We start from the raw sequence: 23,542 nt of genomic DNA, 5'->3' as shown, positions 1-23,542 counted from the left end.
TGTTCCAGATCTACCGCGAGGAGTGCGGAGAGGACCAGGCCTCAGGACCTGTTGAGACGACTCACCGTCACCGCGTAATCGCCGCCCTCAAAGGGTTTCCGGTCCCACGTCGCGAAGCGTTCGACCAGCGTGAGCCCAGCTTGCGCACAATGCTCGTCGTATTCCTCGAGGCTGTAGCCACGTCCCAGACCGAACCCGGCGATCAACACATTCCCGACATGTTTCGCGACGCCCGCGACGAGCGCGCCCTGCGTCCCAGGCGGGGTGAACAACGGCACGTTGCCCGCCATGACGACGACGTCGAAGGTGCGTCCCAGATCGAGTTCGGCCAGGTCGGACCGCACCCACGTGAGCTGCGGCGCCTGCTCGCGCGCGTGGTCCAGCATGGACTCGTCGAGGTCCGCCCCGACCACCTCGATGCCGTGCCGGGCGAGCTCGATCGCCACCCGCCCGGTCCCGCACCCGGCGTCGAGCACCGAACTCGGCCCGAACGCGCGCACGAAAGTTGCCTCCCCGTGCACGTCCATCCCCGACTCGGCGAGTGCGTCGAATCTGCGCTGGTACTCCGCCCCGTTCCACACGCCGTTCAGCATAGAACCGAAGATCGGCGGATACCGCCCGTGTGAGAGCGCTGCCAAGGTCGAAGGCATGACGCGCTTTCTGCTGGCAGTGGCGTTGCTCGTGGCGGCGGCCTCCCCCGCGCACGCCGCACCCCCGCGGTGGGTGGGCACCTGGGCCACCGCGCCGTCGTCCGCGGTCCCCGGCACCGACAACGGCTATCCGAACTTCTCGATCCGCAACATCGTGCACGTCAGCGCGGGCGGCAAGGAGATCCGCGTCCGCCTCTCCAACGCCTACGGCCGCACGCCGATCACGTTCGGCCAGGTCACCGTGGCCCGAGCGGCAGGCCCGGACACCCCGCTGGCCCTGCCCGGCACGATGCGCACCCTGACGTTCGGCGGCGCCTCCTCCATCACCGCCCCGCCCGGCGCCGACGTGGTGAGCGACGGCGTGGCCCTGATCGTCCCGGCCGACTCCGACCTGCTGATCAGCACCTTCACGCCGACCCCCGGCGGCCCGGTCACCCACCACAGCCTCACGATGCAGAACTCGTACTTCAACCGCACCGGCAACGTCACCGCCGAGGAGTCAGCCGCCTTCTACCCCGAACGCACCACGGCCTGGCACTACGTCTCCGGCGTGGACGTCCGCTCGTCGACCCTGCAGGGCGCCGTCGTGGCACTCGGCGACTCGATCACCGACGGCGCCAACTCCACCTGGGGCGCCAACCTCCGCTGGCCGGACCAACTCGCCGACCGCGTGAACTCCCGCCTCGGCGTCCTGAACGCGGGCATCAGCGGCAACCGCCTCCTGCTCGACGGCGGTTCAGCCGGCCCGAACGCCCTGGCCAGGCTGAACCGCGACGTCCTGACCCAGACCGGGGTGCGCACTGTGATCGTGTTCGAGGGCATCAACGACATCCAGCAGACCCCGCACCAGACCGATCCGGCCCCGATCATCGCGGCGTTGAAGCAGATCGCCGCTCGGGCGCACGACCGTGGGTTGCGGGTGGTGGGGGCGACGATCACGCCGTTCAAGGGGTGGAACAGCTACACCGAACAGCTGGAGGGGGTGCGGCAGGCCGTCAACTCGTTCATCCGCACCAGCCGGGACTTCGACGCCGTGGTGGACTTCGACGCGGTGATCCGGGATCCCGCCGATCCGCAGCGGATCCGGCCCGACTACGACCAGGGGGATCACCTGCATCCCGGGGACAAGGGGTTCGAGGCGATGGCGAAGGCGGTGAAGCTCGCCACTCTCTGACCACCCGATCGAGCGGTTCAGGTTTGCGGGACCCCCTGCGCGGGCTATTCGATGGAGATCAACACGTTCCACCGGTAAGGGGTCCACGCATGCGTCTCACGATCGTCGCCGCCGTCCTCGCGGCCGCCGCCACCACGGCCTGCGGGTCGTCCCCGGCGGCCCAGCCGACCCAGGCGACGGACACGCCCTCCTCGGCGAGCACGCCTGTCAGCGGGTCCAGTGACAAGCAGAAGCCCGCGGTCAAGGCCGAGCTGACGATGCAGGGCAAGCCGGGGCTCGGGCTCCTCACGGCCACCAACCAGGGCAGCGCGCCGATCACGTTCCAGGGCTGGCCGAAGCTCGCGTTCACCAACCCGGCCAACGAGCCCGCCGCCATCCCGGTCGAGCAGAAGCTGGTGCCGGGCGAGGGGCCGTCGATCACGTTGCAGCCCGGGCAGACGGCGTTCGCGGGCGTGCTGTTCGAGATGGACGACGCCAATTCGTTCGCCCTCAACGAGATGACGGCCGAACTGCCCGGGATGACGCCGGCCAAGGTGACGTTCGTCGGGACGGACGGCCAGCCGATCGCCGACATGTCCAAGCTCAAGGTGAGCGAGGCCAAGGTCGGGACGATGCAGCCGGCCGCCCAGGGCGTCACGGTGTTCGACTAGCCCTTCATCAGGCGGTGTTGCAGCGACACCTCCCACGGTCGCACCGCGCGGTCCAGGAACATCAGGCTGTCCATGCGGCAGTTGCAGGCGTTGCCCTCCCGGGTGTTCTGCGGGTAGCTGCCGCCGATCTTGAAGCCGCGCGGGTTCGTGGCCGAGGCGACGTCGGGTTCCGGGTCGCCCTCCAGTTGCCACGGGTCACCTGCCACGACGTAGGCACCGGCCAGAGGCTTTCCGTTGCGGTACAGAGCCATCTTGCCGGTGTCGAAGTCGAACGTCGCGGCCAGGAACACCCATTCGTTCTGCGGCAACAGCTTCTGCCAGTCCTCCGCGGCCGCGAACGTCTGGGACTCGCCGCCGTCGATCCGGCGAGCCAGGGCGACGAGTTTCAGCTTCCCGTCCACCTGGATGAGTTCCAGCAGTGCGCGGACCGCGTGGCCGTTGGAGTCGCCGGTCAGCACGCCCGCCAGGCCGATGGCGCCGTAGAGGTCGGAAGGGTTGGCGGAGTTGGAGTTCGGGGCCGGGTTCTGGCCCGTCATCTTCACCCAGCCCAGGATCGACGCCTCGCGGGCGCCGTTGAACGCCTTCAGGGTCGGCACGCCGGTTTCGCGGTAGAGGCCTGCCTTCCAGTCGTCGTTGCCGGCGACGTCAGGGTTGATCTGCTTGAGCTGCAACGAGGTGCGGCTGCCCCGGAAGGCGCCGTCCCGGACGCGCATCTCGGCGCCGCCGTTGATCAGCTGCAACGACGTGCCGGAACGGCCCCGGTCGCGTTCCAGAGCCAGATCGCCACGCACCGGGTGCTCGAAGTCGTAGTACGACACCAGGTTGCGCGACAGAGTCGGCAGCACGGTGCCGAACGTGGCCTGAGCGGGCGCGGCCAGGCCCACGAGCAAGGCCGCCACGAGCATGATCACGCGCATCACCGCACCCCCTTGCCCTGCACGCGCAGGTCGCGCAGGCGGCCGACGTTGTCGAACGAGCCGAAGCCGACGCGCCCGGACGAGAACGTCTTGTCCACGGCCGTCATCAACGGGTACGGCGAGCCGTCCATGTACACGGCGATCTCGCCGGAGTCGGCGCAGTGCTTGACCCGCACGCGATGCCACGCCTCGTCCGTGACGGCCGGGGCGGCGCCGACGGAACGCACGGCGTCCCACTGGTGGTCGAGGCGCAGCCGGTCGGCGTTGTTCACGACGAAGATGCCGTTGTGCGGGTAGATCTTGTTGTCCTGCGAGAGATGCGCGTAGTAGAACTCGGTGTCCGAGCGGTAGCCGAACACGATGATCACGTCCCGGTTGGACACCGACACCGGGGTGTCGAGCCGCACCGACGCGTCCACCTGCACGGAACCGAACTCCGGGCCCTTGGCCAGCACCGCGTACTCGAACGGGCGGCGCGGGCCCGGACGGGCCACTCCGGCCTCGGCCAGCACTACCTCGCGGCCCGGGAACTGCCACAGCGAAGGCGTCACCGGCTGCCACGAGCGCGCACTGACGGCACCACCGACGAAGTCGTGGCCGGAGCGGCAGGACGCGAAGGTGCGCGCGCCCGTCACCTTCCAGATCTTGCCGTTCGCCTTGGCCAGCACGTACAGCTCGCCGGCGGCGTCCGTGCCGAACCGCAGGTCGACGCGGTTCGGATCGCCCACCAGGTCCTTCATCGTGGTGAGCTGACCGCCGGAGTACACCATCAGCTCGCGCGACGTGGCCATCGGACGGCCGGCGCGCATCTCACCTGAGTCGGCGTAGTAGAGCAGGCCCTTCACGCCCTCGCCGTAGATGTACTTGCCGCGCAACGAAGGGATCTTCGAGCCGCGGTAGACGAACCCGCCCATCAACGCGTTGCCGCTGTCCGCGCAGGGTCGTTGGGTGGAGAGGCGGTTGTGGTCGAACGCGGCCACCGGGTAGGTGAAGCCGAAGCGGGCGTCGTCGGCGGGCAGCGGGAACACGCCGCACGACGGGTCGCCGCGCCGGTACTCCCAGATGCCCTCGCGTTCGCTCCAGCCCAGGTTGGCGCCCTTGCGGACCTCGTAGACCGCGTCGACGGCCTTCTCGCCGATGTGGCCCATGTACATCCGGCCGGTGATCTTGTCCCAGCTGAAGCGGTACGGGTCGCGCATGCCGTACGCGTAGATCTCGCCCAACGCGCCGGCGGTGCGCACGAACGGGTTCGCGCGCGGCACGCCGTACTGGCCGTTCACGCCGTTGCGACCGGCGGGATCGATGCGCAGGATCTTGCCCTGCGGCACTGAAAGGTCCTGCGGCACCGTCGTCGAAACGCCGATGCCGCCGTCACCGGAAGCGATGTACAGCAGCCGGTGGTCCTCGTCCCACCAGCGCGCGGCCGGGTTGAAGCCGATCTCCTGGAACCCGTGGATGTACGACGCGAACCCGACGCGCAGCAGCTCGCGACGGGTACCGGCGAAGACGACCGCACGCGGGTCGGCAGCGGTCCACTCGGTGACCACGCCGTGCACCACGGCACCGGGCGACGGCAGGTCGGGCTTCTTGTCCGTCAGCGCGGAACCGGTTTCGGTGTGCACGGTGTAGAACTTGCCGTTGCGCTTGAAGTCCGGGTGGAACGCGGCGAACCCGAAGCCGCTGCCCAGACCGCGATGGGTGTGGAAGTCGGGACCGACCACGGCTCCCAGGTCGAGGTACGCGTGCTGGACTCCCTTGTCCAGCAGGTAGAGCTTGCCGTTCATGTCGGGCACGAACAGCCGTCCCGAGCCGTCCGGCACCTCACCCAGGTAGTTGATCCTGTTGTAGCGCACCAGCCTCGCGTCGGTCGGCGGCGGCACGGGCTGCGACTTCGGCAGCTGCGCCACCTCGGTCAGCTCCAGGCCGACACCGGACGCGCCCGGTGTCGGCAACGGGTCGGCGATCGGCACGTCGGCCTGCGCCGAAGCGATCGGCACGAACAACGCCGAGAGCACGAATGTTGTGACTGCCAAACGAGATAAGCGTCGGTACATCCCCCACCACCCTGTGGGCCAGGCCGTTCAGCACGGCAGCGGAAAGCGCTTTCCAACGCGGCGGCAACCGGAATCTACCCAGCTAATAAGGTGGTTACAACCCCTCTACCGCCGCACCCACTCGTACTGAGCGCGCACCTCGTCCGCCGTCACCGCGCGGTCCAGGAACATCAGCCCGTCCAGGCGGCAGTTGCAGGCGTTGGCCTCGCGGTTGTTCTGCGGGTGGCTGCCGCCGATCTTGATGCCCCGCGGCAGAGCGGCGGACGTGACGTCCGGTTCGGCCCCACCGACGATCTTCCACGGATCACCGCGAACGGCGTACGACCCCTCGACCGGCGCACCGTCGACGTACAGGCCGATCGTGCCGTTGTCGAAGTCGAACGTCCCCGTGAGGAACACCCACTTCCCCGGCGGCAGCAACGTCCTCCAGTCCGCCTTGGCGACGAAGAACTGCTTGTCACCGCCGTCGAGCCGCCGCCCCAAGGCGATCAGCCGCATCGCCCCGTCGTGGTTCTCCGCCTCCAGCAACGCCCGCGCGGCGTGGCCCTCGGAATCACCCGAAAGCACTCCGGCGAACCCGATCGCGCCGTAGAACCCGGACGTGTTCCGAGCAGGCGCCTCGCCGGTGATCTTCACCCAGGTCATGATCGACATACCGCGCGCCTTGCTGAACGCCTTCATCGACGCGACCCCTGACGAGCCGTACACGCCCGCCTTCCAGTCGTCGTTGCTCTGCACCCCTGGCCGCACCTGACGGAGCTGGAGCGACGTCTGAGAGGCCGCGAACGCGCCGTCCTGCACGCGCATCGCGGCGCCGCCGTTGACCAGCGTGATCGGCGTGCGCGAGCCGTCCCGCCCGAGATCGGACTCCTTGCCGGGGTCGGCGGCCGGGTGCTCGAAGTCGTAGTGGTTGACGACCGACGCGGCGATGCCGGGCGACACCTCGGAAGCGGACGCCCGCACACCGGCGGCCGTTCCGCTGATCCGCAGGTCGGCGACGCGGCCGATGTTGTCGAACGACCCGAACCCGACGCGCCCGGACCGCAGGGTCGTGTCGGTGGCGGTCATCAACGGCTGCGACGACCCGTCCACGTGCACGGCGATCGCCCCGGTGTCCGCGCAGTGCGTCACGCGCACGCGATGCCACTTCATGTCGGAAATCGCCGGTGCGGCACCGACCGAGCCGTTCCACTGGTCGTCGATGCGCACCCGGTCGGCGTTGTCCACCAGGAAGATGCCGTTGTGCGGGTAGATCTTGTTGTCCGATGACAGGTGCGCGTAGTAGAAGCGGGTGTCGGACTGGTACCCGAACACGATCACGACATCGCGGTCCTTCTGCGAGACCGGCGTGTCCAGCCGCACCTGGGCGTCCACCACGACGTTGCCGAACGCGGGCCCCTTGGTGACGACCGCGTACTCGTTGGGGCGCCGCGGACCTGGCCGCACCGCCCCTGCCTTGGACTGCACGACCTCGGTGCCGGGGAACCGCCAGCGCGACGGCGTGACGGGCTTCCAGTCGGCCGCCCGGGTCACGTCGCTGACGACGTCGCTGCCGCCGGCACAGGCCTGCGCCGTCTGGACGGTGCCGGTGACCTTCCAGACCTTGCCGTTGGCCTTGGCCAGCACGTAGAGCTCACCGGCGGCGTCCGTGCCGAACCGCAGGTCGACACGGCTCTTGCCGGCCAACGACTTCATCGTCGTCCGGTTGCCCGCCGCGTCGTACACCGCGAGTTCGAACGTCTTCGCGATCGGCGCACCGGCCCGCATGTCGCGTTCGTCGGCGTAGTACAGCAGGCCCTTCACGCCCTCGCCGTAGACGTACTTGCCCTGCAACGCAGGGATCGCGCTGCCGCGGTAGACGAACCCGCCGATCAACGCGTTGCCGCTGTCCCCGCAGCCACCACCCGGCCGGTTGTGGTCGAAGCCCGCGACCGGATAGGTGTAGCCGAACTTCGCGTCGTCCGCCGGCAACGGGTAGAGCTGGCACTTGGGGTCGTTGCGGCGGTAGGAGAGGTGGCCTTCCCGTTGCCCCCAGCCGAGGTTCGCGCCGGGCTTGACCTCGTACACCGACTCGACGACCTTCTCGCCGATGTGGCCGAGCAGCATCTTGCGGGTGCCGCCGGTGTCCCAGCTGAAGCGGTACGGGTCGCGCATGCCGATCGCGTACAGCTCGGCCAGCGCGCCGGGCCTGCCCAGGAACGGGTTCGACGGCGGGATGCCGTACTTCCCGTTGCCGCTGTTCGATCCCGCCGGGTCGATCCGCAGGATCTTGCCCTGCGGCACCGAAACGTCCTGTGGCACGTCCGAGCGGTACCCGATGCCGCCGTCGCCGACGGCCAGGTACTGCAGCCCGTCCGGCCCGAAGCCGATCTCCTGGAACCCGTGCAGGTACTGGGCGAACCCGACGCGCAGCAGCTCCCGTCGCGTACCGGAGAAAGTGACCGCTTTCGGGTTGGAGGCCGTCCACTCGGTGATCACGCCGTGCACCACGGAGTTCGGTGACGGCAGGTCGGGTTTGCGGTTCTTCAGCGCGTCCTTGGCCTCGGTGTGCGCGGTGTAGAACTTGCCGTTCGTGGCGAACTGCGGGTGGAACGCGACGAACCCGAACCCGCTGCCGAGTCCCTGGTGGTTGTGGAAGTTCGCGCCGATGGTCGCGCGCACGTCGAGGTACGTGCGCTGCGCGCCCCCGCTCAGCGTGTACAGCTTGCCGTTCATGTCCGGCACGAAGAACCTGCCGGAGCCGTCCGGAATTTCGCCGAGGTAGTTGATCCGGTTGTACTGGTTGAGCCTGCTGTCACCGGCGGCCGGCGTGGTCGACGACTGCGGCAGCCGGGCGATCTCCTGCAGCCGCACGCCCGTTCCGGACGGTGCGGGGCTCGGCAGCGGGTCGGGGACGGGACCGGGCTGGGCGGCCGCCTGAGGTACCAGGGTGGCCGCCGCCACGGCCAACGCGGCCAGGACCGAGAGCGATCGTTTCAACGCGCACCACCTCGTGGATCGGCTTGGGAAAGCGCTTACCACGCGGCGGCGAGCCAGACTCTACGCGCTCAGTCCTGACCTGTCACGGCTCCGAGCAGGTCGCGGATGCGGGCCGTGGCCGACGCGAACTCGGGACGCGCCATCGTCGCCGAGTAGTCGCGTTCGGCCGGCAGGTCCACGTCGATGACCTCGTGCACGACGGCCGGCCTGCGCGTCAGCACGATCACCCGGTTCGCCAGGTACACCGACTCCGCGATCGAGTGCGTCACGAGCAGCACGGTCGTGCCGGTCTCCCGCCACACCCGGTGCAGCTCGACGTTCATCTGCTCGCGGGTCAACGCGTCCAACGCGCCGAACGGCTCGTCCATCAGCAGCACGCGCGGCTGGTGCAGCAACGCCCGGCACAACGCCACGCGCTGCTGCATGCCGCCGGACAACTCGTGCGGCAGGGCGTTCTCGAACCCGGACAAGCCCGTCATCTCGATGAGCTCGTCGGCCCGCCTGCCCGCCTCGGCCGCGTTCATCCCGCGCATCTCGGCCTGCAACAGAATGTTCTTGCGCGCCGACCGCCACTCCAGCAACGCGGCGCGCTGGAACACGAACCCGATGTCGTGGCGCGGCCCGTTCACCTCCGAGCCGAGCAACGTCACCGAGCCCGACGACGGCTTCAGCAGCCCGGACACCAGCTTCAGCAACGTCGACTTGCCGCAGCCGGACGGCCCGACGATGGACACGAACTCGCCCGGCGCGACGTCGAGCGAGACCCGTTCGACCGCGGTCACCTCCGCGCGCTTCGACTGGAAGCGCACGGAGACGTCGTTGATCGAGACAGCGGAGGTGGCGGTGGCCGTCATATCAATGCTCATCCCTGCTGTGCTCATCCTTTCGGGGCAACGCTTTCTTCCCAGTACGCCGACGGTTCCGACGCTTCCTTGATGATGCCGGTCTTCTGGAAGGTGTCGATGGTCTTCTTCCAGTCCTCCACGGAGTTCACGCCCGGCGCCTTGCCCTTCGTGGCGTCGGTGTGCAGCAACGTGAGCGTGGTCTTGAACTGCTCCAGCACCACCGTCGGCGACGGCAGCTGCTCCGCGGCGCCCTTCATCGACTCGGCCGCGGCCTCCGGCGCCTTCTCGGCCGCCGCCCACGCCTCCTGCGTCGCCGCGACCATCTTCTTCACCAGCTCGGGATCCTTCTGCAGCATGGACTTCGAGGTGAGCAGCCCGTTGCTGAAGTAGTTCAGGCCGAACTCCGAGAACCGCAGGTAGCCGACGTCCTTGCCGGCCTTCTCCTTGATCGTCGGCCCCTGGTCGGACGCGAACCCGAGCAGCACGTCGGTGCGGTTCGAGATGACGGCGGCCATCTTGCCCGCCGGGTCGATGTTCTGAATGGAGACGTCCGACTCCTGCATGCCGTTCTGCTTCAGGAACGCCGGGAACGTCTTCGTCAGCGCGTCCCCCGCCGTCGTGGCGACCGACTTGCCCTTGAGGTCCTCGGGCTTCTTGATGTTCTTGTCGGTGAAGAACTGCACGGACGCGGGCGTGGTCTGGAGGAACACGCCGATGCTCTTGGCCGGCACGCCCTGCTCGACGGCCGTGGCGAGCGCGGACGTGTCGGCCCAGCCGAAGTCCGTCTGCCCGGCGCCGGTGGCGGTGACCGTCTTGCCGGAGCCCTGGCCCGCCTGGATCTTGAGCTTGATGCCGTGCTTCTCGTAGATGCCTTGCGCCACGCCGTAGTAGAACGGCGCGTGCTCGCCGTACGGGTACCAGTTGAGGGTCAGCGTGACGTCCTTGGCCTCACCGCCCGAGCTCGACGTCGTACCGCCTCCCCCACCGCAGGCGGTGATCAGCAGCATCGCCGGGAGCAGGCCTGCGAGCACTCGTTTCATCATCAGCCTTTCGCGAGAAGGGTTGTGACGGCGGCGCCACGCCGGCTGGCGTGCCACGGCAGCATCAGCTTTTCGGCGAGGTCGAGCAGCAGGAAGAGCACGACGCCGACCACGGAGATGACGATCAGGCCGGCGAACAGCATCGGGGTGTCCATGTTGCCGTTGGCCTGCAGGATCACGTACCCGAGGCCTTCGTTGGAGCCCACGAACTCCCCGACCACGGCCCCGGTCACGGCGAGCGTGACGGCGACCTTCAGCCCCGCGAACAGGTGCGGCAGCGCGGCCGGGAAGCGGATCTTCACGAACGTCTTGACCGGGCCGCCGCCCATCGTGGCGGCGAGTTCGAGCATCTCCGTGTCGACCGACTTCAGGCCGGTGACGGTGGAGATCACGACGGGGAAGAACGCCATCAGCACGGCCACGATCACCTTGGGCTCGAAGCCGAACCCGAGCCACACCACGAACAGCGGCGCGATCGCGATCTTCGGGATGACCTGCGCGAACAACAGGATCGGGTAGGCGGTGCTCTCGATCGTGCGCGAGTAGACCATGGCGACCGCCACCAGGACGCCGAGCACGCCCGCGATGACGAACCCGAGGATGGTCTCGTACGTGGTCACCCAGGTGTGACCCGAGAGGTAGGACCACTTGTCGACCAGCAGGCCGAACGTCTTGGCGGGCGACGGCACGAGGTAGGCCTCGACCATCCCGGTGACGGTGATGAGGTGCCAGATCGCGAGGCACGCGGCAAGAAGCGCGGCCGGACGCCACGTCCGTTCCACGACACCTCGCCAGCGGTCTGCCGGAACTGTGCTCACGAAGCTCCCTCGGATTGGAAAGCGCTTTCCCGTACGCTATGTCCGGTCCACTGACCGGTCAAGATGGAGGATCGATGCAGCTCGGCCTGACCGTCGAAGAAGTCAGCGTCCACGCCGTCGCGCTGCCGACGTTGCGCTCGTTCGGCGTGTCCGGCGGATCGGTCGCCGTCGCAGGTCATCCGAGCATTCGGATCCTCGTGAAGATCAGCGCGGGTGGGGCGCACGGGTGGGGCGAGGCCACGCCGATTCCCGCCTGGACCTACGAGACCGCTGAATCGATTTATTGGACGATCAAGCGGTATCTGGCGCCCGCGATCATCGGTCAGCCGGTGTGGCAGCTCGACCGGATCAGTCAGCTCTTCGACCGCACGATCAACCGCGGCTTCTCGATCGGCGCCCCGCTCGCCAAGTGCGCGCTCGACGTCGCGTTGCACGACCTGATCGGCCGCGCCCTGAACGTCCCGATCGGCGTCCTGTGGGGTCAGCGTCGGCACGAGGAGGTCGAACTGGCCTGGATCATCTCCGGCCAAACGCCTTCCGCCGTGGCCGAATCCGTGGCGGAGGGCGTCGAGAACGGCTACCGCTCGTTCAAGGTGAAGATCGGCCTGCACGACGAGCGGACGGACCTCGCCGTGGTCAGGTCGGTGCGCGAGGCCGCCCCGGACGCACCCCTGTGGGTGGACGCGAACCAGGCCTACACCGTCGACGAGGCCCTCCGCGTCGCCACGAAGCTCCAGCCCTACGACGTATTCGCGTTCGAGCAGCCTCTACCGGCCAACGATGTGGCGGGCCAGCGCCGCCTGCGCAACGCCTCTCCCCTGCCCGTGGCCCTGGACGAGAGCCTGAGGCACCCCACCGACCTGGCGACGTTCGTCAAGCTCGACGCCATCGACGTGGCCGTGGCGAAGGTGCAACGCTCCGGCGGCCTCACGCTCTCCCACCGCCTCTGCCAGCTGGCCGAGGACTGCGGCGTCCGCCTGCTGGGGTCGGGCCTGACCGACTCGGACATCGGCCTGGCCGCGTCGCTGCACCTGTTCAGCGCGCACGGCATCAGCGGTCCGGCGGACCTCAACGGCCGCCAGTTCATCGCCTCGCCCTACGCCTCCGGTCTCACGGTGAAGAACGGCGTGGCGCAGGTTCCGACGGGCCCAGGCCTCGGCGTCGAGGTGGACGAGTCGGTGGTTCAGGAGCTCTCGGTCGAGCTGTAGGTGTTGCCGGCGTGGTCACGGCCGCGCGCGAGGTAGATCCTGTGGCTGTCCGGCTTCAGGAACCGGACGGTCGTGGGCATGTAGCGCATGGTGTAACCGCAGCGCCGCAGCGTGCTGCGGTTGGGCGGGCTGCCGTGCACCAGCATGGCCGAGTGCACGCTGCACGCCCCGCGCTCCAGCTCCACGTCGACCGCGCGTGACTCGTCCACCGCCGTCTCCTGGTTGAAGAACGAGTCGGCCGTACCCGTGTGCTCGACGGCCGCGCGGTGACTGCCCGGAATCACCCGCAGGCAGCCGTTCTCCACTGTGGACGGATCGATCGCCAGCCACACCGTGACCGCGTCTCCGGCCGGGTCGATGCTGTCCCGCCAGAAGTGCGCGTCCTGGTGCCACGGCACGGGCTTCCCGTCCCCGGCGGGCTTGCAGATGAAGTGCGACGAGAACAACGCGATGTCCGGTCCGATCAGCGACTCGACGAGGTCCAGCACGGCGGGGTCCAGCAGCCAGCGGAACAACGCCGGGTCGGTGAGGTGCGGCACGTCCATGTGCTCAGGCCGCTGTCCCTCCGGCAACGCCGCGAGCTTGGCCTCGAAGTGCGCGGCCAACGCCTCGAACTCGGCCGGTGCCAGCAGGCTGGCGTGCGTCTCGTAACCGTCGGTCTGGAACATCGCTCGTCACCTCACGAGTAGGCCGGTCTCCTTGTCGTACCGCAAAACACGGGTGTCCGGCGCGTCCACGGTGACCACGGCGCCGACCGCGGGTTCCTCGTCCTCCGGCACGACGTACCCGATATGGTCCTCACCGCAGTCGAGCGTCACCAGCGACGTGACGCCGAGGTTCTCCACAATGGACACCACGCCGTGGAAGAGCCCTTCGCGGGCGGGCGAGAGGTACTCGGGCCGCACCCCGATGATCTCCGCGCCGCGCGGCACCAGGTTCATGGGCGTGGAGCCGATGAAGTTGGCGACGAACGTGTCCGCGGGCCGCTGGAACACCTCGCGCGGCGTGCCGAGCTGCCGGATCCGTCCGGCGTCCATCACCGCGATCCGGTCGGCCAGCGCCAGCGCCTCGGCCTGGTCGTGCGTGACGAACACGGTCGTCAACGCCAGTTCTCGTTGCAGCTTCTTGAGGAACGTCCGCGCCTCCAGCCGCAGCCGCGCGTCCAGATTGGACAGCGGTTCGTCCAGCAGCAGCACCTCGGCCGACGCCGCGACCGCCCGGGCGAGCGCGGCCCGTTGCTGCTGCCCGCCGGAGAGCTGCCCCGGCCGTCGATCGAGCAGCTCACCCAGGCTCAGCCCGCCGGCCGTCCGCACGGCGGTCTCCTGCTGCACGGCCTTCGCCACACCCGCACCCGCAGCGGGTAGGCGATGTTCTCCGACACCGTCATGTGCGGGAAGAGCGCGTAGTCCTGGAACACCATCGCGACCCGCCGATCGCCGGGTTGCAGGCGCGTGACGTCCCGCTCCCCGATGGCCACGGCCCCGCCGGTGGCGGCCTCCAGCCCGGCGATCGTGCGCAGCAACGTCGTCTTGCCGCACCCGGACGGCCCGAGCAGGGCGAACAGCTCGCCGTCGGCGATCTCCAGGTCCAACGAGTCCACCGCCCGCACCCCGTTCGGGTACACAGTGGACAAACCTTCGACAGTGATGCCCGCCATCAGCTCTTGATGCCTCCGTGAAATCGGAACCCGTACCGCTTGCTCACGAACAGGTACAGCACGACCACCGGAATCGAGTACAGCAACGAGAACACCGGGATCACGGTCAGGTTGGCGCTGCCGCCCTCGTCGTACAGCGTCCGCAACAACACCGCCGCCGGCTGCTGCCCGACGTCGCGCAACAGCAGGAACGGCAGCAGGAAGTTGCCCCAGGCGTTGACGAACGCCCACACGAAGATCGTCGCCACCCCTGGCCGCGCCACCGGCAGCACCACGTGGCTGAGCACCTGCCGCGGCGACGCCCCGAACACCCGCGCCGACTCCTCGTACGAGCGCGGCACGGCGTCCATGAAGTCCTTCAGGATGAAGATCGCGGCGGGCAACATCCCGCCCGCGATCACCAGCGCCGTGCCGAACTGCGAGTTGATCAGCCCGAGCTGCAGCATCATCACGAAGATCGGCACCATCGCCGCCGTCCCCGTGACGACCGACGACAACAACAGCAACAGGTACAACAGCAGATCCCGGCCGGGAATGCGCACCCGCGACAACGCGTAGGCCGCCAACGCCGCGAGCACCGTCGTCACCACGGTGGCGACCACGCACAGCACCAGCGAGTTGACCAGCGACGACACCGCGTACGGGTGCTCGAAAGTCGTCACGACGTTGCGCAACGTCCAGTCCGGCCACCGCAACCCGAGCCCGGGCTTCTCGTCGAACGGCGCACTGGCCAGCCACAGCATCGGCACCGCGAAGAACGCCAGCACCACCGCGACCAGCACGTAGAACCCGATCCGCCGCACCATCCACAGAGGACTCACGCGCGCCTCCGCAGCAACCGCAGGTACACCAGCGCCACCACCAGGTTCCCGAGCAGCAACAACATCGACATCGCCGACGCGTACCCGAGCTGCCCACCCTCCAACGCCTGCCGGTAGATCAGTACCGGCAACACCTCGGACTGATGATTGGGCCCACCAGACGTCAACAAGAACGGCGTGAAGTCGTTGGCAGTCCACAAACTGATCAGCAACGTGTTCGTCAGCACGTGCCCCCGGATGTGCGGAAACACCACGTCCCGCACCGTCTGCCACCCCGAGGCCCCCACCAGCCGCGCCGTCTCCAACTGCGACGGCGGCACAGCGGCCAGCGCCGAGGTGTACAACAACATCGAGAACGCGGTCCCGCGCCACACGTTGAAAATGATCAGGCTGGTCATCGGGTACTCCACCAGCCACGACGTCTGTGGCGACCCGAGCAGCAAGCCGAGCGTCCCGGTGTCCCGACTCAGCACCGCGAACCACAGGAACGCCACCACCGTGCTGGGCAAGATCCACGACAGCAGCACCAGCCCCTCGGCCGTCCGCCGCAACCAGGGACTCACCGACCGCAGCAACCAGGCCAGCCCGAACCCGAGCACGTTCTGCCCGATCACCGCCGAGAACAACACGAACAAGGCCGTCAACCACACCGAGTTGGTGAACAGCGGATCCCGCACGGCCTCGACGAGGTTCTCCACCCCCACCACCCGAGGATTGGCCGCGGCGGCCCCGGTGAGCTGGTAGTTGGTGATCCCGATGTAGAGCGTCCAGAGCGCCGGAAAGACCAGGAACACCCCGATCAACACCAGCGCGGGCGCGACAAACCCCACCGCCCGCCGAACGCCCAACCCGGAGCTATCCAACGTTCTGCTCGCCGACCGCCTTGACCAACGCGGCCCGATAGGCCTTCGCCGCCTCGTCCGGACTCATCCCGCCCACAACATCCGCCGTGGCCTGCTGCAACGCCGCGGAAACCTTCGGGTAGTCCGCCACCCCGGGCCGATACCGCGTGATCGGCAAGACCTTCTCGGCGATGAACGACAGCATCGGGTCACCCCCGAGCACCTGGTCGTTGACGTCCTGCCGCTGCGTCAACTGAGCGGTCCCGGCCAACGACTCCTTGACCGCCTCCGCCGAATTGAGGAACTGCATGAACTCCCAGGCCTGCCGCGGGTACTGCGTGTTGGGGTTGATCACCCGCACCCCACCCCCGGACATGCTCACGAAGTCCTGCCCACCCACTCCGGCCTTGGCTTCCTTCGCGGGCACCAGCGCCCACCCGACAGCGGAGTCCCGATCCGCCATCTTCGCCACCCCGTTGACCGGCTCGACGACAGACCGCCAGAAGTAATCACTCTCCAGCAAGATCCCGATCTTGTTCTCGCTGAACAACGCGAACGACCGCTGCCGCCCGTTCGCCTCCTGCTGCAACACGGGATCGCCCAGCCCACCTCCATAAATCTTCTGGTAGAGCCCGAGCACGTCCTTGACCTGAGCCGAATCCCCTTGCCACTTCCCGTTCTCGTACACCGGCTTCCCGGTCCCCACGAGCGCGGGCAACACCCCTTGCATGGTCGTGGCCTCGCCCATGGCAGACCCGGCGTTGAGCTGAATCGGCGTAACCCCAGCCACCCCCTTCAACTTCGCCCCGGCGTCCAACACCTCCTGCCAAGACCGAGGCTGCCACTCGGCAGGCAACCCGGCCTGCGCGAACAACTTCTTGTTGTAGAACAACACCCGCCCATCCGTACCCATGGGCACGCCGTACCTCTTACCCTCAAATTCCCCCAGGCCTTGCACGGCCTTGGGAATCTGCCCCCACCCGTCCCACGACGTATCGCCGACAACATCGTCCAACGGCTTGATCTGCCCGGCCTGCGCGAACTCGCCGAGCCAGATCCCGTCGATCTCGACGACGTCCCCACCACCACCGGTCTTCAAGTCGAGCGCGACCTTCGTCTTGAAGTCCTCGTCCCCGGTACCGTTCTGCTCGAACTTGACCGTCGCGGTCACCCCTTTGGCCTTCTGCATCTCGGTGAACCGAGGTATCACCCAGTTCTGGATCCAGTTGGCCCCGCGAGCGTTCTTCCCACCCACCGCCGCGTTGGCGACGATCGTCAGCGTGAACTCCTTGGCATCAGCATTCCGCGCCTGATCCCCGCTCTGCGTCTGCCCCAAACACCCGGCGAGCAGCCCGCACACCACCAGCAGCCCGAACACCTTTGTTCGCCCCATGCCTCCCAACCTGGCACTAGTTCATCTGGCCCACAAGAGGAAGGACGGGAGGACGGTGCGGTGGCCGGGGATGAGGCGTCCAACCGCAGTCGTCAACGCAGGCCGACCACCTACGCAAGCCAGGCGCGTGGTGCCAACCGCCAGCCACCAACGCAAACCCCACCACCTACGAAACCTGGCGTGGCGAAGCGAAGCGAGCCCGAACGGGCTGCTACCAAGTTGAGCAACCGGTTCCGCCGTTCATGGCGATTGGGGCTTGACCTTGAGGGGCTGGATGCCAACCTGTCCGGTCCGGCCGGGGCGTACTTCACCCCGGCTTTTGAGGCCGCGAATGCATCCAGCTAGAGGCTCAAGGTCAAGCCCCAATCGCAACCCACTTCAGACGTCACTGCCTGATGGACCACCCTCGCAACCGCAGCCCAACCAACAAAACGCAACCAACAAACGTAACCGGGTATGGTCCACACCAATGGCAATCGAGTTCGCGGTACTCGGTCCCCTGCAAGTGCGCGTGGACGGCCACGAGCACCACCTAGGCGGTTTCACCCGCCGAGCCACCCTGGCCTACCTCCTCCTGCACCCGAACCAGATCATCTCGATCAGCGACCTCACCAACGCCCTCTGGCCCACAGATCCCCCACCCACCTCCAGAGGCATCCTCCTCAACGCGGTCTCGGCTCTCCGCAAGGCCGGCATCCCCATCACCACCCGCAAACCCGGCTACCTCCTCAACACGGACGACACCGGCCTGGACCTGCACAGGTTCCGAACCGCCCTCGCCAAAGCCGCGATAGCCCCACCCCCGGACCGGGCAACCATCCTCCAGTCAGCCCTGGCCCTGTGGCGCGGCCCAGCACTGGCGGACCTGGTGGCCGAAGGCATCACCTGGCCAACCCTCTCCAAACTCACCGAACTGAAAGACACCGCCACCGAAGACCGCTACGAAGCCGAACTGACCTGCGGCCACCACCGCGAAGTCATCGCAGACCTGGAAGCCCTGTCCCAAGCCCACCCACTACGCGAACGCGTCCAAACCCTGCTGATGCTGGCCCTCTACCGCGCGGGCAGACAGGCCGATGCCCTCACCACCGCCAGAACCACCCGACACAACCTGGCCACAGAACTGGGCGTGGACCCCAGCCCAGACCTGACCAGCCTGGAACACGCCATCCTCACCCAGGACCCGGCCCTGACCGCACAAACCCAAGAAACCCTGACCGTCCATGAACGCAAGAAGGTCAGCGTCCTGGTCGTCCGCCTGGACCTGACAGGCACGGACGAAGCGGCAGACGAACAACTCGCAAACACAGCAGCCGCGATCAAACAGCAAGCAGAAACCCTCGGCGGCACCGAGATCACCACCCTGGGCGCCATCATCTGCACAGCGTTCGGCGCCCCGAGAAACCGCGAAGACGACGCCGCACGAGCCACCAAAGCGGCCCTGGAAATCACCAGCCGGCACCCAGCCGCAGCCGCCGTGGCCACCGGCCCGGCCCTGGTGACCACCGGCGACCACGTAGAGGTGAGCGGCACGGTCATAGCCGCAGCCCAGAATCTCCTCGCCCACACCACAACAGGCGAGGTCAAGACGTGCCCAGTCACCACCAGAGCGACAACGCGCACCGGCGACGACACCCCGCTCATCGGCCGAGCACCAGAATTGGAAGCTCTCCAACGAGCCTACGACCAGGTCAAACGAACAAACAGCCCCAGGGTCGTCACCCTGACGGGCGAACCGGGCACCGGCAAGACAAGGCTGGTCAAAGAGTTCGCCACCGGCAAACGGACCCTGACCGCCCGCACACCCCCGTTCGCCAGCAACGACACTTACGCCCCGCTGGCCGAGATCGTCCGAGCACACGCCGGGATCCTCGACACCGACACCGCGACAACCACCGCCGCCAAGGTCGAAGCGATCAGCCAGGACCCGTGGCAGGCCACCCAACTCAAGGCGCTGGTAGGCGTGGGCCCCGAGGGCAACGACGTGCTGACGGCATGGCGACGGCTGATCGAACAGCTCACCGACGAACCACTGATCCTGGTGGTGGAAGACGTCCACAGCGCCGACGACCAACTGCTCAACTTCCTCAACGACCTGGCGAACACCACGGTGCCCCTGCTGATCCTCCTCACCGCACGCCCAGACCCGAGGATCCACGCAGAAGTCCAAGTGGAGCGATTGTCCGAAGAGGACACAGCAGAACTGCTGCAAGCGTTGACAAAGCGCCACAACGTAAAAGCAGATCAAGAACAGCTCATCAAGCACTCGCAGGGCAACCCGCTGTTCGCCCAGGAATACGTCCGCATGCTCAGAGACGGCGCACCGGAAGCCCTCCCGGAAACCGTGCAGAACGTCATCGGCGCACGCCTGGACTCCTTGCCACAGCTGGAAAGGTCAGTGCTCCAAGACGCAGCGGTGATCGGAACCACCGTCTGGCCAGGAGTAGTGGCCGCCGTGGCCGAACGAGACGAAGCAGAGGTCACCCGTTGCCTGGAAGTCCTGACCCAACGGGACTTCCTGCACCGCAGCAGCAGGAGCAACGTGGCCGGAGAAGCCGAGTACGCGTTCAGCCACGTCCTGGTGCGCGACGTCGCCTACGACCGGGTCCCCCGCGGCACCAAGGCGATGAAGCACTACCACGCCGCGGAGTGGTTCCGGTCACTGCCGCTGGAGCACGTTCCCCTGCTGGCGCACCACTTCCAGGAGGCGGTGTGGATCGCGGAAGCTTCCGGACGCCCGTGCGACATCATGGGCGCCAAAGCCAGAACCGCCCTCACCGACGCCGGCAGGAGAGCCACCACCCTGGCCGCCAGGGAAACCGCGATCCGCTGCTACCGGTCAGCACTCGCCGTCTGCCCGCCCGGACACCCGGACACCGCCGAACTCCTCACCCTGCTCGGCTCCTCCCTGGCTCAAACCGGCGAGGGCACAACGGAACTGGCGAAAGCGGTCGAACTCCACACAGCTGCCGACAACTTCGCGGGCGCGGCGAGAGCAGCGAGAGCGTCGTGGCGCGCCGCCTGGCACCGAGGCGACCACGACCGGGCCAGGCACCACCTGGACCAGGCGATCGAGTTCCTCGACCAGGAACCGGCACACGACGTGCAAGCGTACGTGGCACACGCCCTGACACTCGCGGACAGGCTCCAAGAAGCAACCACAGCCGCACAAAGCGCACTGAGAAACGCCACCGGCGTGGAACGGGCCATCGCACTGGAAGCTCTAGGCCTCGCCAAGGTCAAACAGGGCGACCCCACCGGAACGAACGACCTGCACCAGGCCGTCGAAGAACGCCGACGAGCCGGCATCTCCACCGGCCTCTGCCTGGTCAACACGAGCACCGCCTACACCGCCCTCGGCGACGCCAGAAAACGAGAGAAGACCAGGGCCGAGGCGCGCGCCGCCGCTCACCGCCACGGCGACCAGGACACGCTCGCCTGGCTGGCCGCGTCCAGCTACGTCGAACTGTTCTGGAACGGCCGGTACGCCGAGGCCCTGAAGGTCCTGGAAAACCCGACGCACTCCCACCTCTACGCCGCCCGAGGTCGCATCCGCCTGCTGACCGGCGACCTCGAGGGAGCCCGAGCAGACGCCACCGCAGCACTGACTCTGGCCAGGACCACCGGCCTCCAGACCGACCTGCACCACCCGCTGACCCTCCACGCCAAGATCGCCCTGCACCAGCACGACCACCCCGACACGACCGAACTGCTGAGCACCCTCGGAGGCCACCAGATCACCGGCCTGATCGGTGTGGACCTGCCGGTGGTCCTGGCCGCCACCGGCCACGGCCCCCACGCCCTCGACACCGTGTCCTGGTCGCGCTGGAAAGACGCCGCCGTCGCCCACCTCAACGGCGACAAGCACACCGCGAAGCGGATCTACCAGGAGATCGGCTCCATCCCCGACGCCGACGATGAGTCGCTGGTTATCGACCGGCAATAGCGTCGGGAAACGTGCCCCATCCCCCGTTACTACCAGGCGAAGACCCAGCTGCTGACCCTGCTGGACGACCTGCCGGGCCACACCCCGTTCCCACCGGAACGCGCGCTCTCGGACCTGCTGCGGATGTCCCGCAGCACCATCCGCAAAGCCCTGGACGAACTGGTGCTGGAAGGCAGGCTCCTGCGCGGCACCGGCCGCCAGGGCACCACGGTCGCGCCACCCGAACAGCCCCACCGCATCACCCTGCACGCGCTGACGAACGACCAGATCGCCCGCGAACACACCACCATCAGCACCAGGAACGACGTCACCACCATCGAGTCGGTGCTGGTCCACCTCGACAACCCGATCGGCGTCCGCCAGACGCACCTGCACCGGCTCCCGGGCTTCACCGCCCGCTACGACCCCGGCACTCCCCTGACGGAGTTCCTCACCACCTACCGCCTCCGTCAGAGCGAACCGCGGTGCACCACCGCACTCGCCACCCCACGAGTGGCGAGCCTGCTGCACGTCCGCCCCGCCACCCCGCTGCTGGCGGTCTCCTGGCTCAGCCACGACAACACGGGCGCGCCGAGGGAACGGTCGAGGGTCGTCCTGCGCAGCGATCGCGTCCACCTGACGTTGCCGCGAGTTCAGAGAGATCCAATAGTGTGAATGAGTGACCGATCGACGCACCGTCCTGAAAACCTTCGCCCTGCTCCCGCTCGCCGGCTGTGCCGCCACCCCGACCACGACCACAACCACGACGACGACGGCAACACCGACGACGAGCGCGGCTCCCGTGCGGCACGAGGCGTTGTTCGAGCTGGAGAGGAAGTTCGACGCACGGCTGGGCGTCTACGCGATGAGCGACAACGGAAGCACGATCGAACATCGGGCGGACGAGCGGTTCGCGTTCTGCTCGACGTTCAAAGGCCTTGCCGCGGCGGCGGTTCTGCACCGCAACCCGATGTCGCATTTGGACAAGGTGGTCACCTACACCGAGGCCGAGCTGATGAAGAGCTCGGCCATCACGAAGCAGAACGTCCGAACGGGCATGAAACTGCGTGACCTGTGCGACGCCGCCGTCCGCTACAGCGACGGCACGGCGGGCAACCTGCTGCTGCGCGAGGTCGGCGGTCCGGCGGAGCTCACGAAGTACCTGCGCGAGCTCGGCGACACCGAGACGAGGATGGACCGGATCGAACCGGACATCACCTCGGCCACCCCCGGCGACCCGCGCGACACCGCCACCCCGCGCTCGCTCGGCACGGACTACCAGCGAATCGTGCTCGGCGACGCGCTCGAGCCCGAGAAGCGCGACTTCCTCAAGGACCTCCTGGCGCGGTCGGTCACCGGCGCCAACCGCGTCCGCGCCGGGGTGCCGCAGGGCAGTGAGGTCGCGAGCAAGACCGGCACCGGCGAGCACGGCACGGTCAACGACATCGCCGTCGTCTGGCCGCCGAACCGGGAGCCGGTCCTGATCGCGATCATGTCGAGCAAGGCGTCCGCGGACGCGAAGTACGACGAGGCTCTCGTCGCCGAAGCCGCCGCCTACGTCGTCAAGACCCTCACCTGACGGACGACACGTCCGCCCACACGGTCTTGGAGTCGGGGAACCGGTTGTGCCCCCACACCTGCGCCAAACCGTTGACCAGCAACAACCCTCGTTGCCGTCGCCCGAGGAAGCCCATCCGCCCGAGCTGGGGGAAACGGCCGGGGGTGCCGTCGTCGACCTCGACCCGCACCACCTCCCGTTCGGGCAGGCGGAAGATCCGGGCCCGGCGCTGCGGGGCGGCGTGGTGGTAGGCGTTGCTCACGAGTTCCGTGGCCACGACCATCACGTCGACGATGACGTTCTCGTGCATGCCCCTCAAGAGGCGACGCACCTCCGCCCGCACGTTCGCGAGCGGCAGAGCACCCTCCGGTAGGACGAGGTCCAGTCGTTCGCCGGACCGTCCTGCAATACCCATCAGCATCTCCCCGCGCCCTGTTCGTTCAAGGCAGCAGGCTTCATACCCCAGAGCGCGCACATCGAAACCCACCGAACTGGAATCATGACGACCTCGGGAGATCGGCCCAGACCACGGTGCCCCCGTGAGCCCTGTCCACACCCCACCGGTCGGACAGCCGGGCCACCAGGACCAGGCCGTAGCCGCGTTGGGGCCGGGACACCTTGCGCAACGGCGGATGGGCTCGGGCGTCGTGCGCGATTTCGACGCGGATCTTCTTCTGCTCCACGACGACGCGTAAGAAAGACGGTTCCGACGTGTACCGGTACGCGTTGCTGACCAGCTCGTTCACCACCAGCAACACGTCCGACACCGCGTCGGTGTCCTCGCCCATGAGCTCCAGCCGCACCCAGCGCCGGACCGCCGCGAGCGACGGCCGTTGCCTGCCCAGTGGCAGGTCCGCCGCCTCTCCCGTCCGTGCCGCCTGGTCGCGAGCCAAACCGCTCCTCAGTCAGTTGATCAGTTCGGGCCCGGTTACCCGAGTGCATCGACGGCCAAACCATCCCTTCCGTTCATCAACGTCAACTACCCTCACGGCTCCGCCGCAACGCCAGGGG

The 23,542-nt window shown here is 67.9% G+C and carries 21 protein-coding genes; 6 read left to right on the top strand and 15 right to left on the bottom strand.

Translation table 11 applies throughout. From position 1 onward, the window contains the following. Nucleotides 1-41 precede the first annotated feature (41 nt). Complete coding sequence (locus JNUCC0626_RS02350) at nucleotides 42-581, bottom strand: class I SAM-dependent methyltransferase (RefSeq protein ID WP_394617963.1); 540 nt, start codon at nucleotides 579-581, stop codon at nucleotides 42-44. 67 nt (nucleotides 582-648) lie between these two features. Here JNUCC0626_RS02350 and JNUCC0626_RS02345 point away from each other — a divergent pair, with 67 nt between their 5' ends. Together JNUCC0626_RS02345 and JNUCC0626_RS02340 are read left to right on the top strand one after the other, a co-directional pair. Continuing rightward, complete coding sequence (locus JNUCC0626_RS02345) at nucleotides 649-1,824, top strand: SGNH/GDSL hydrolase family protein (RefSeq protein WP_394617962.1); 1,176 nt, start codon at nucleotides 649-651, stop codon at nucleotides 1,822-1,824. Nucleotides 1,825-1,913: 89 nt separating this feature from the next. Continuing rightward, nucleotides 1,914-2,474: a DUF4232 domain-containing protein gene (locus tag JNUCC0626_RS02340; RefSeq protein ID WP_394617961.1), complete on the top strand. Its 561-nt coding sequence runs from the start codon at nucleotides 1,914-1,916 to the stop codon at nucleotides 2,472-2,474. On the opposite strand, the gene JNUCC0626_RS02335 is transcribed toward JNUCC0626_RS02340, so the two are convergent. The 6 genes from JNUCC0626_RS02335 to JNUCC0626_RS02310 all read right to left on the bottom strand — a co-directional run bounded on the left by JNUCC0626_RS02335 (nucleotide 2,471) and on the right by JNUCC0626_RS02310 (nucleotide 11,127). Next, complete coding sequence (locus tag JNUCC0626_RS02335; protein WP_394617960.1) at nucleotides 2,471-3,391, bottom strand: hypothetical protein; 921 nt, start codon at nucleotides 3,389-3,391, stop codon at nucleotides 2,471-2,473. The genes JNUCC0626_RS02340 and JNUCC0626_RS02335 overlap by 4 nt on opposite strands. Continuing rightward, nucleotides 3,391-5,424, bottom strand: coding sequence for a PQQ-dependent sugar dehydrogenase (locus JNUCC0626_RS02330; RefSeq protein WP_394617959.1), 2,034 nt, complete (start codon nucleotides 5,422-5,424; stop codon nucleotides 3,391-3,393). Before JNUCC0626_RS02330 ends, JNUCC0626_RS02335 begins: the two co-directional genes overlap by 1 nt. A 126-nt stretch (nucleotides 5,425-5,550) precedes the next feature. Beyond that, nucleotides 5,551-8,424, bottom strand: coding sequence for a PQQ-dependent sugar dehydrogenase (locus JNUCC0626_RS02325; RefSeq protein WP_394617958.1), 2,874 nt, complete (start codon nucleotides 8,422-8,424; stop codon nucleotides 5,551-5,553). Between the two features lie 68 nt (nucleotides 8,425-8,492). Then, nucleotides 8,493-9,290 (bottom strand): ABC transporter ATP-binding protein, encoded by a 798-nt coding sequence (locus JNUCC0626_RS02320; protein ID WP_394617957.1) that lies wholly within the window; start codon nucleotides 9,288-9,290, stop codon nucleotides 8,493-8,495. Between the two features lie 11 nt (nucleotides 9,291-9,301). Beyond that, complete coding sequence (locus JNUCC0626_RS02315) at nucleotides 9,302-10,309, bottom strand: ABC transporter substrate-binding protein (RefSeq protein WP_394621951.1); 1,008 nt, start codon at nucleotides 10,307-10,309, stop codon at nucleotides 9,302-9,304. 2 nt (nucleotides 10,310-10,311) lie between these two features. Then, nucleotides 10,312-11,127, bottom strand: a complete 816-nt coding sequence (locus JNUCC0626_RS02310) for an ABC transporter permease (RefSeq protein WP_394617956.1) — start codon at nucleotides 11,125-11,127, stop codon at nucleotides 10,312-10,314. Nucleotides 11,128-11,201: 74 nt separating this feature from the next. Between JNUCC0626_RS02310 and JNUCC0626_RS02305 the strand changes: the two genes are divergently transcribed. Further along, nucleotides 11,202-12,335, top strand: a complete 1,134-nt coding sequence (locus tag JNUCC0626_RS02305) for a mandelate racemase/muconate lactonizing enzyme family protein (protein WP_394617955.1) — start codon at nucleotides 11,202-11,204, stop codon at nucleotides 12,333-12,335. On the opposite strand, the gene JNUCC0626_RS02300 is transcribed toward JNUCC0626_RS02305, so the two are convergent. Genes JNUCC0626_RS02300 through JNUCC0626_RS02275 form a run of 6 tightly spaced genes read right to left on the bottom strand, consistent with a single transcriptional unit; the run spans nucleotide 12,311 to nucleotide 17,048 of the window. After that, nucleotides 12,311-13,003: a phytanoyl-CoA dioxygenase family protein gene (locus tag JNUCC0626_RS02300; RefSeq protein WP_394617954.1), complete on the bottom strand. Its 693-nt coding sequence runs from the start codon at nucleotides 13,001-13,003 to the stop codon at nucleotides 12,311-12,313. The genes JNUCC0626_RS02305 and JNUCC0626_RS02300 overlap by 25 nt on opposite strands. Before the next feature lie 6 nt (nucleotides 13,004-13,009). Continuing rightward, nucleotides 13,010-13,678, bottom strand: a complete 669-nt coding sequence (locus tag JNUCC0626_RS02295; RefSeq protein WP_394617953.1) for an ABC transporter ATP-binding protein — start codon at nucleotides 13,676-13,678, stop codon at nucleotides 13,010-13,012. Next, nucleotides 13,627-13,992 (bottom strand): ATP-binding cassette domain-containing protein, encoded by a 366-nt coding sequence (locus JNUCC0626_RS02290; RefSeq protein ID WP_394617952.1) that lies wholly within the window; start codon nucleotides 13,990-13,992, stop codon nucleotides 13,627-13,629. The genes JNUCC0626_RS02295 and JNUCC0626_RS02290 overlap by 52 nt, the downstream gene beginning before the upstream one ends. Beyond that, entirely contained in the window at nucleotides 13,992-14,813 is an 822-nt protein-coding gene (locus tag JNUCC0626_RS02285) for an ABC transporter permease subunit (RefSeq protein WP_394617951.1), read from the bottom strand. Before JNUCC0626_RS02285 ends, JNUCC0626_RS02290 begins: the two co-directional genes overlap by 1 nt. Continuing rightward, nucleotides 14,810-15,643, bottom strand: coding sequence for a carbohydrate ABC transporter permease (locus JNUCC0626_RS02280; RefSeq protein WP_394617950.1), 834 nt, complete (start codon nucleotides 15,641-15,643; stop codon nucleotides 14,810-14,812). Before JNUCC0626_RS02280 ends, JNUCC0626_RS02285 begins: the two co-directional genes overlap by 4 nt. 25 nt (nucleotides 15,644-15,668) lie before the next feature. Continuing rightward, entirely contained in the window at nucleotides 15,669-17,048 is a 1,380-nt protein-coding gene (locus JNUCC0626_RS02275; protein WP_394617949.1) for an extracellular solute-binding protein, read from the bottom strand. Nucleotides 17,049-17,517: 469 nt separating this feature from the next. On the opposite strand from JNUCC0626_RS02275, the gene JNUCC0626_RS02270 reads away from it, so the two are divergent. The 3 genes from JNUCC0626_RS02270 to bla are packed head-to-tail and all read left to right on the top strand — an operon-like array spanning nucleotide 17,518 to nucleotide 22,552. Beyond that, the gene (locus JNUCC0626_RS02270) at nucleotides 17,518-20,994 is read left to right on the top strand and encodes a BTAD domain-containing putative transcriptional regulator (RefSeq protein WP_394617948.1); all 3,477 of its coding nucleotides are present in this window, start codon (nucleotides 17,518-17,520) and stop codon (nucleotides 20,992-20,994) included. A gap of 18 nt (nucleotides 20,995-21,012) precedes the next feature. Beyond that, nucleotides 21,013-21,648 (top strand): GntR family transcriptional regulator, encoded by a 636-nt coding sequence (locus JNUCC0626_RS02265; RefSeq protein ID WP_394621950.1) that lies wholly within the window; start codon nucleotides 21,013-21,015, stop codon nucleotides 21,646-21,648. Between the two features lie 4 nt (nucleotides 21,649-21,652). Further along, nucleotides 21,653-22,552, top strand: a complete 900-nt coding sequence (bla, locus tag JNUCC0626_RS02260) for a class A beta-lactamase (RefSeq protein ID WP_394617947.1) — start codon at nucleotides 21,653-21,655, stop codon at nucleotides 22,550-22,552. On the opposite strand, the gene JNUCC0626_RS02255 is transcribed toward bla, so the two are convergent. Together JNUCC0626_RS02255 and JNUCC0626_RS02250 are read right to left on the bottom strand one after the other, a co-directional pair. Next, nucleotides 22,545-22,946 (bottom strand): ATP-binding protein, encoded by a 402-nt coding sequence (locus JNUCC0626_RS02255; RefSeq protein WP_394617946.1) that lies wholly within the window; start codon nucleotides 22,944-22,946, stop codon nucleotides 22,545-22,547. The two genes, bla and JNUCC0626_RS02255, sit on opposite strands and share 8 nt — an antisense overlap. 82 nt (nucleotides 22,947-23,028) lie before the next feature. After that, nucleotides 23,029-23,424, bottom strand: coding sequence for an ATP-binding protein (locus JNUCC0626_RS02250; protein WP_394617945.1), 396 nt, complete (start codon nucleotides 23,422-23,424; stop codon nucleotides 23,029-23,031). Nucleotides 23,425-23,542 lie beyond the last annotated feature (118 nt).

Origin of the sequence: Lentzea sp. JNUCC 0626 (genome assembly GCF_043632865.1) — a bacterium.
Lineage (GTDB): Bacteria > Actinomycetota > Actinomycetes > Mycobacteriales > Pseudonocardiaceae > Lentzea.
This window is presented reverse-complemented; position numbering and strand designations above follow the sequence as displayed.

What these genes read in the sequence shown, in the direction of transcription:
- JNUCC0626_RS02345 (WP_394617962.1), top strand. Translation starts at nt 649, where the DNA reads ATGACGCGCTTTCTGCTGGCAGTGGCGTTGCTCGTGGCGGCGGCCTCC.
- JNUCC0626_RS02340 (WP_394617961.1), top strand. Translation starts at nt 1,914, where the DNA reads ATGCGTCTCACGATCGTCGCCGCCGTCCTCGCGGCCGCCGCCACCACG.
- JNUCC0626_RS02335 (WP_394617960.1), bottom strand. Translation starts at nt 3,391, where the DNA reads ATGCGCGTGATCATGCTCGTGGCGGCCTTGCTCGTGGGCCTGGCCGCG.
- JNUCC0626_RS02320 (WP_394617957.1), bottom strand. Translation starts at nt 9,290, where the DNA reads ATGAGCATTGATATGACGGCCACCGCCACCTCCGCTGTCTCGATCAAC.
- JNUCC0626_RS02315 (WP_394621951.1), bottom strand. Translation starts at nt 10,309, where the DNA reads ATGAAACGAGTGCTCGCAGGCCTGCTCCCGGCGATGCTGCTGATCACC.
- JNUCC0626_RS02305 (WP_394617955.1), top strand. Translation starts at nt 11,202, where the DNA reads ATGCAGCTCGGCCTGACCGTCGAAGAAGTCAGCGTCCACGCCGTCGCG.
- JNUCC0626_RS02300 (WP_394617954.1), bottom strand. Translation starts at nt 13,003, where the DNA reads ATGTTCCAGACCGACGGTTACGAGACGCACGCCAGCCTGCTGGCACCG.
- JNUCC0626_RS02290 (WP_394617952.1), bottom strand. Translation starts at nt 13,992, where the DNA reads ATGGCGGGCATCACTGTCGAAGGTTTGTCCACTGTGTACCCGAACGGG.
- JNUCC0626_RS02275 (WP_394617949.1), bottom strand. Translation starts at nt 17,048, where the DNA reads ATGGGGCGAACAAAGGTGTTCGGGCTGCTGGTGGTGTGCGGGCTGCTC.
- JNUCC0626_RS02270 (WP_394617948.1), top strand. Translation starts at nt 17,518, where the DNA reads ATGGCAATCGAGTTCGCGGTACTCGGTCCCCTGCAAGTGCGCGTGGAC.
- JNUCC0626_RS02255 (WP_394617946.1), bottom strand. Translation starts at nt 22,946, where the DNA reads ATGGGTATTGCAGGACGGTCCGGCGAACGACTGGACCTCGTCCTACCG.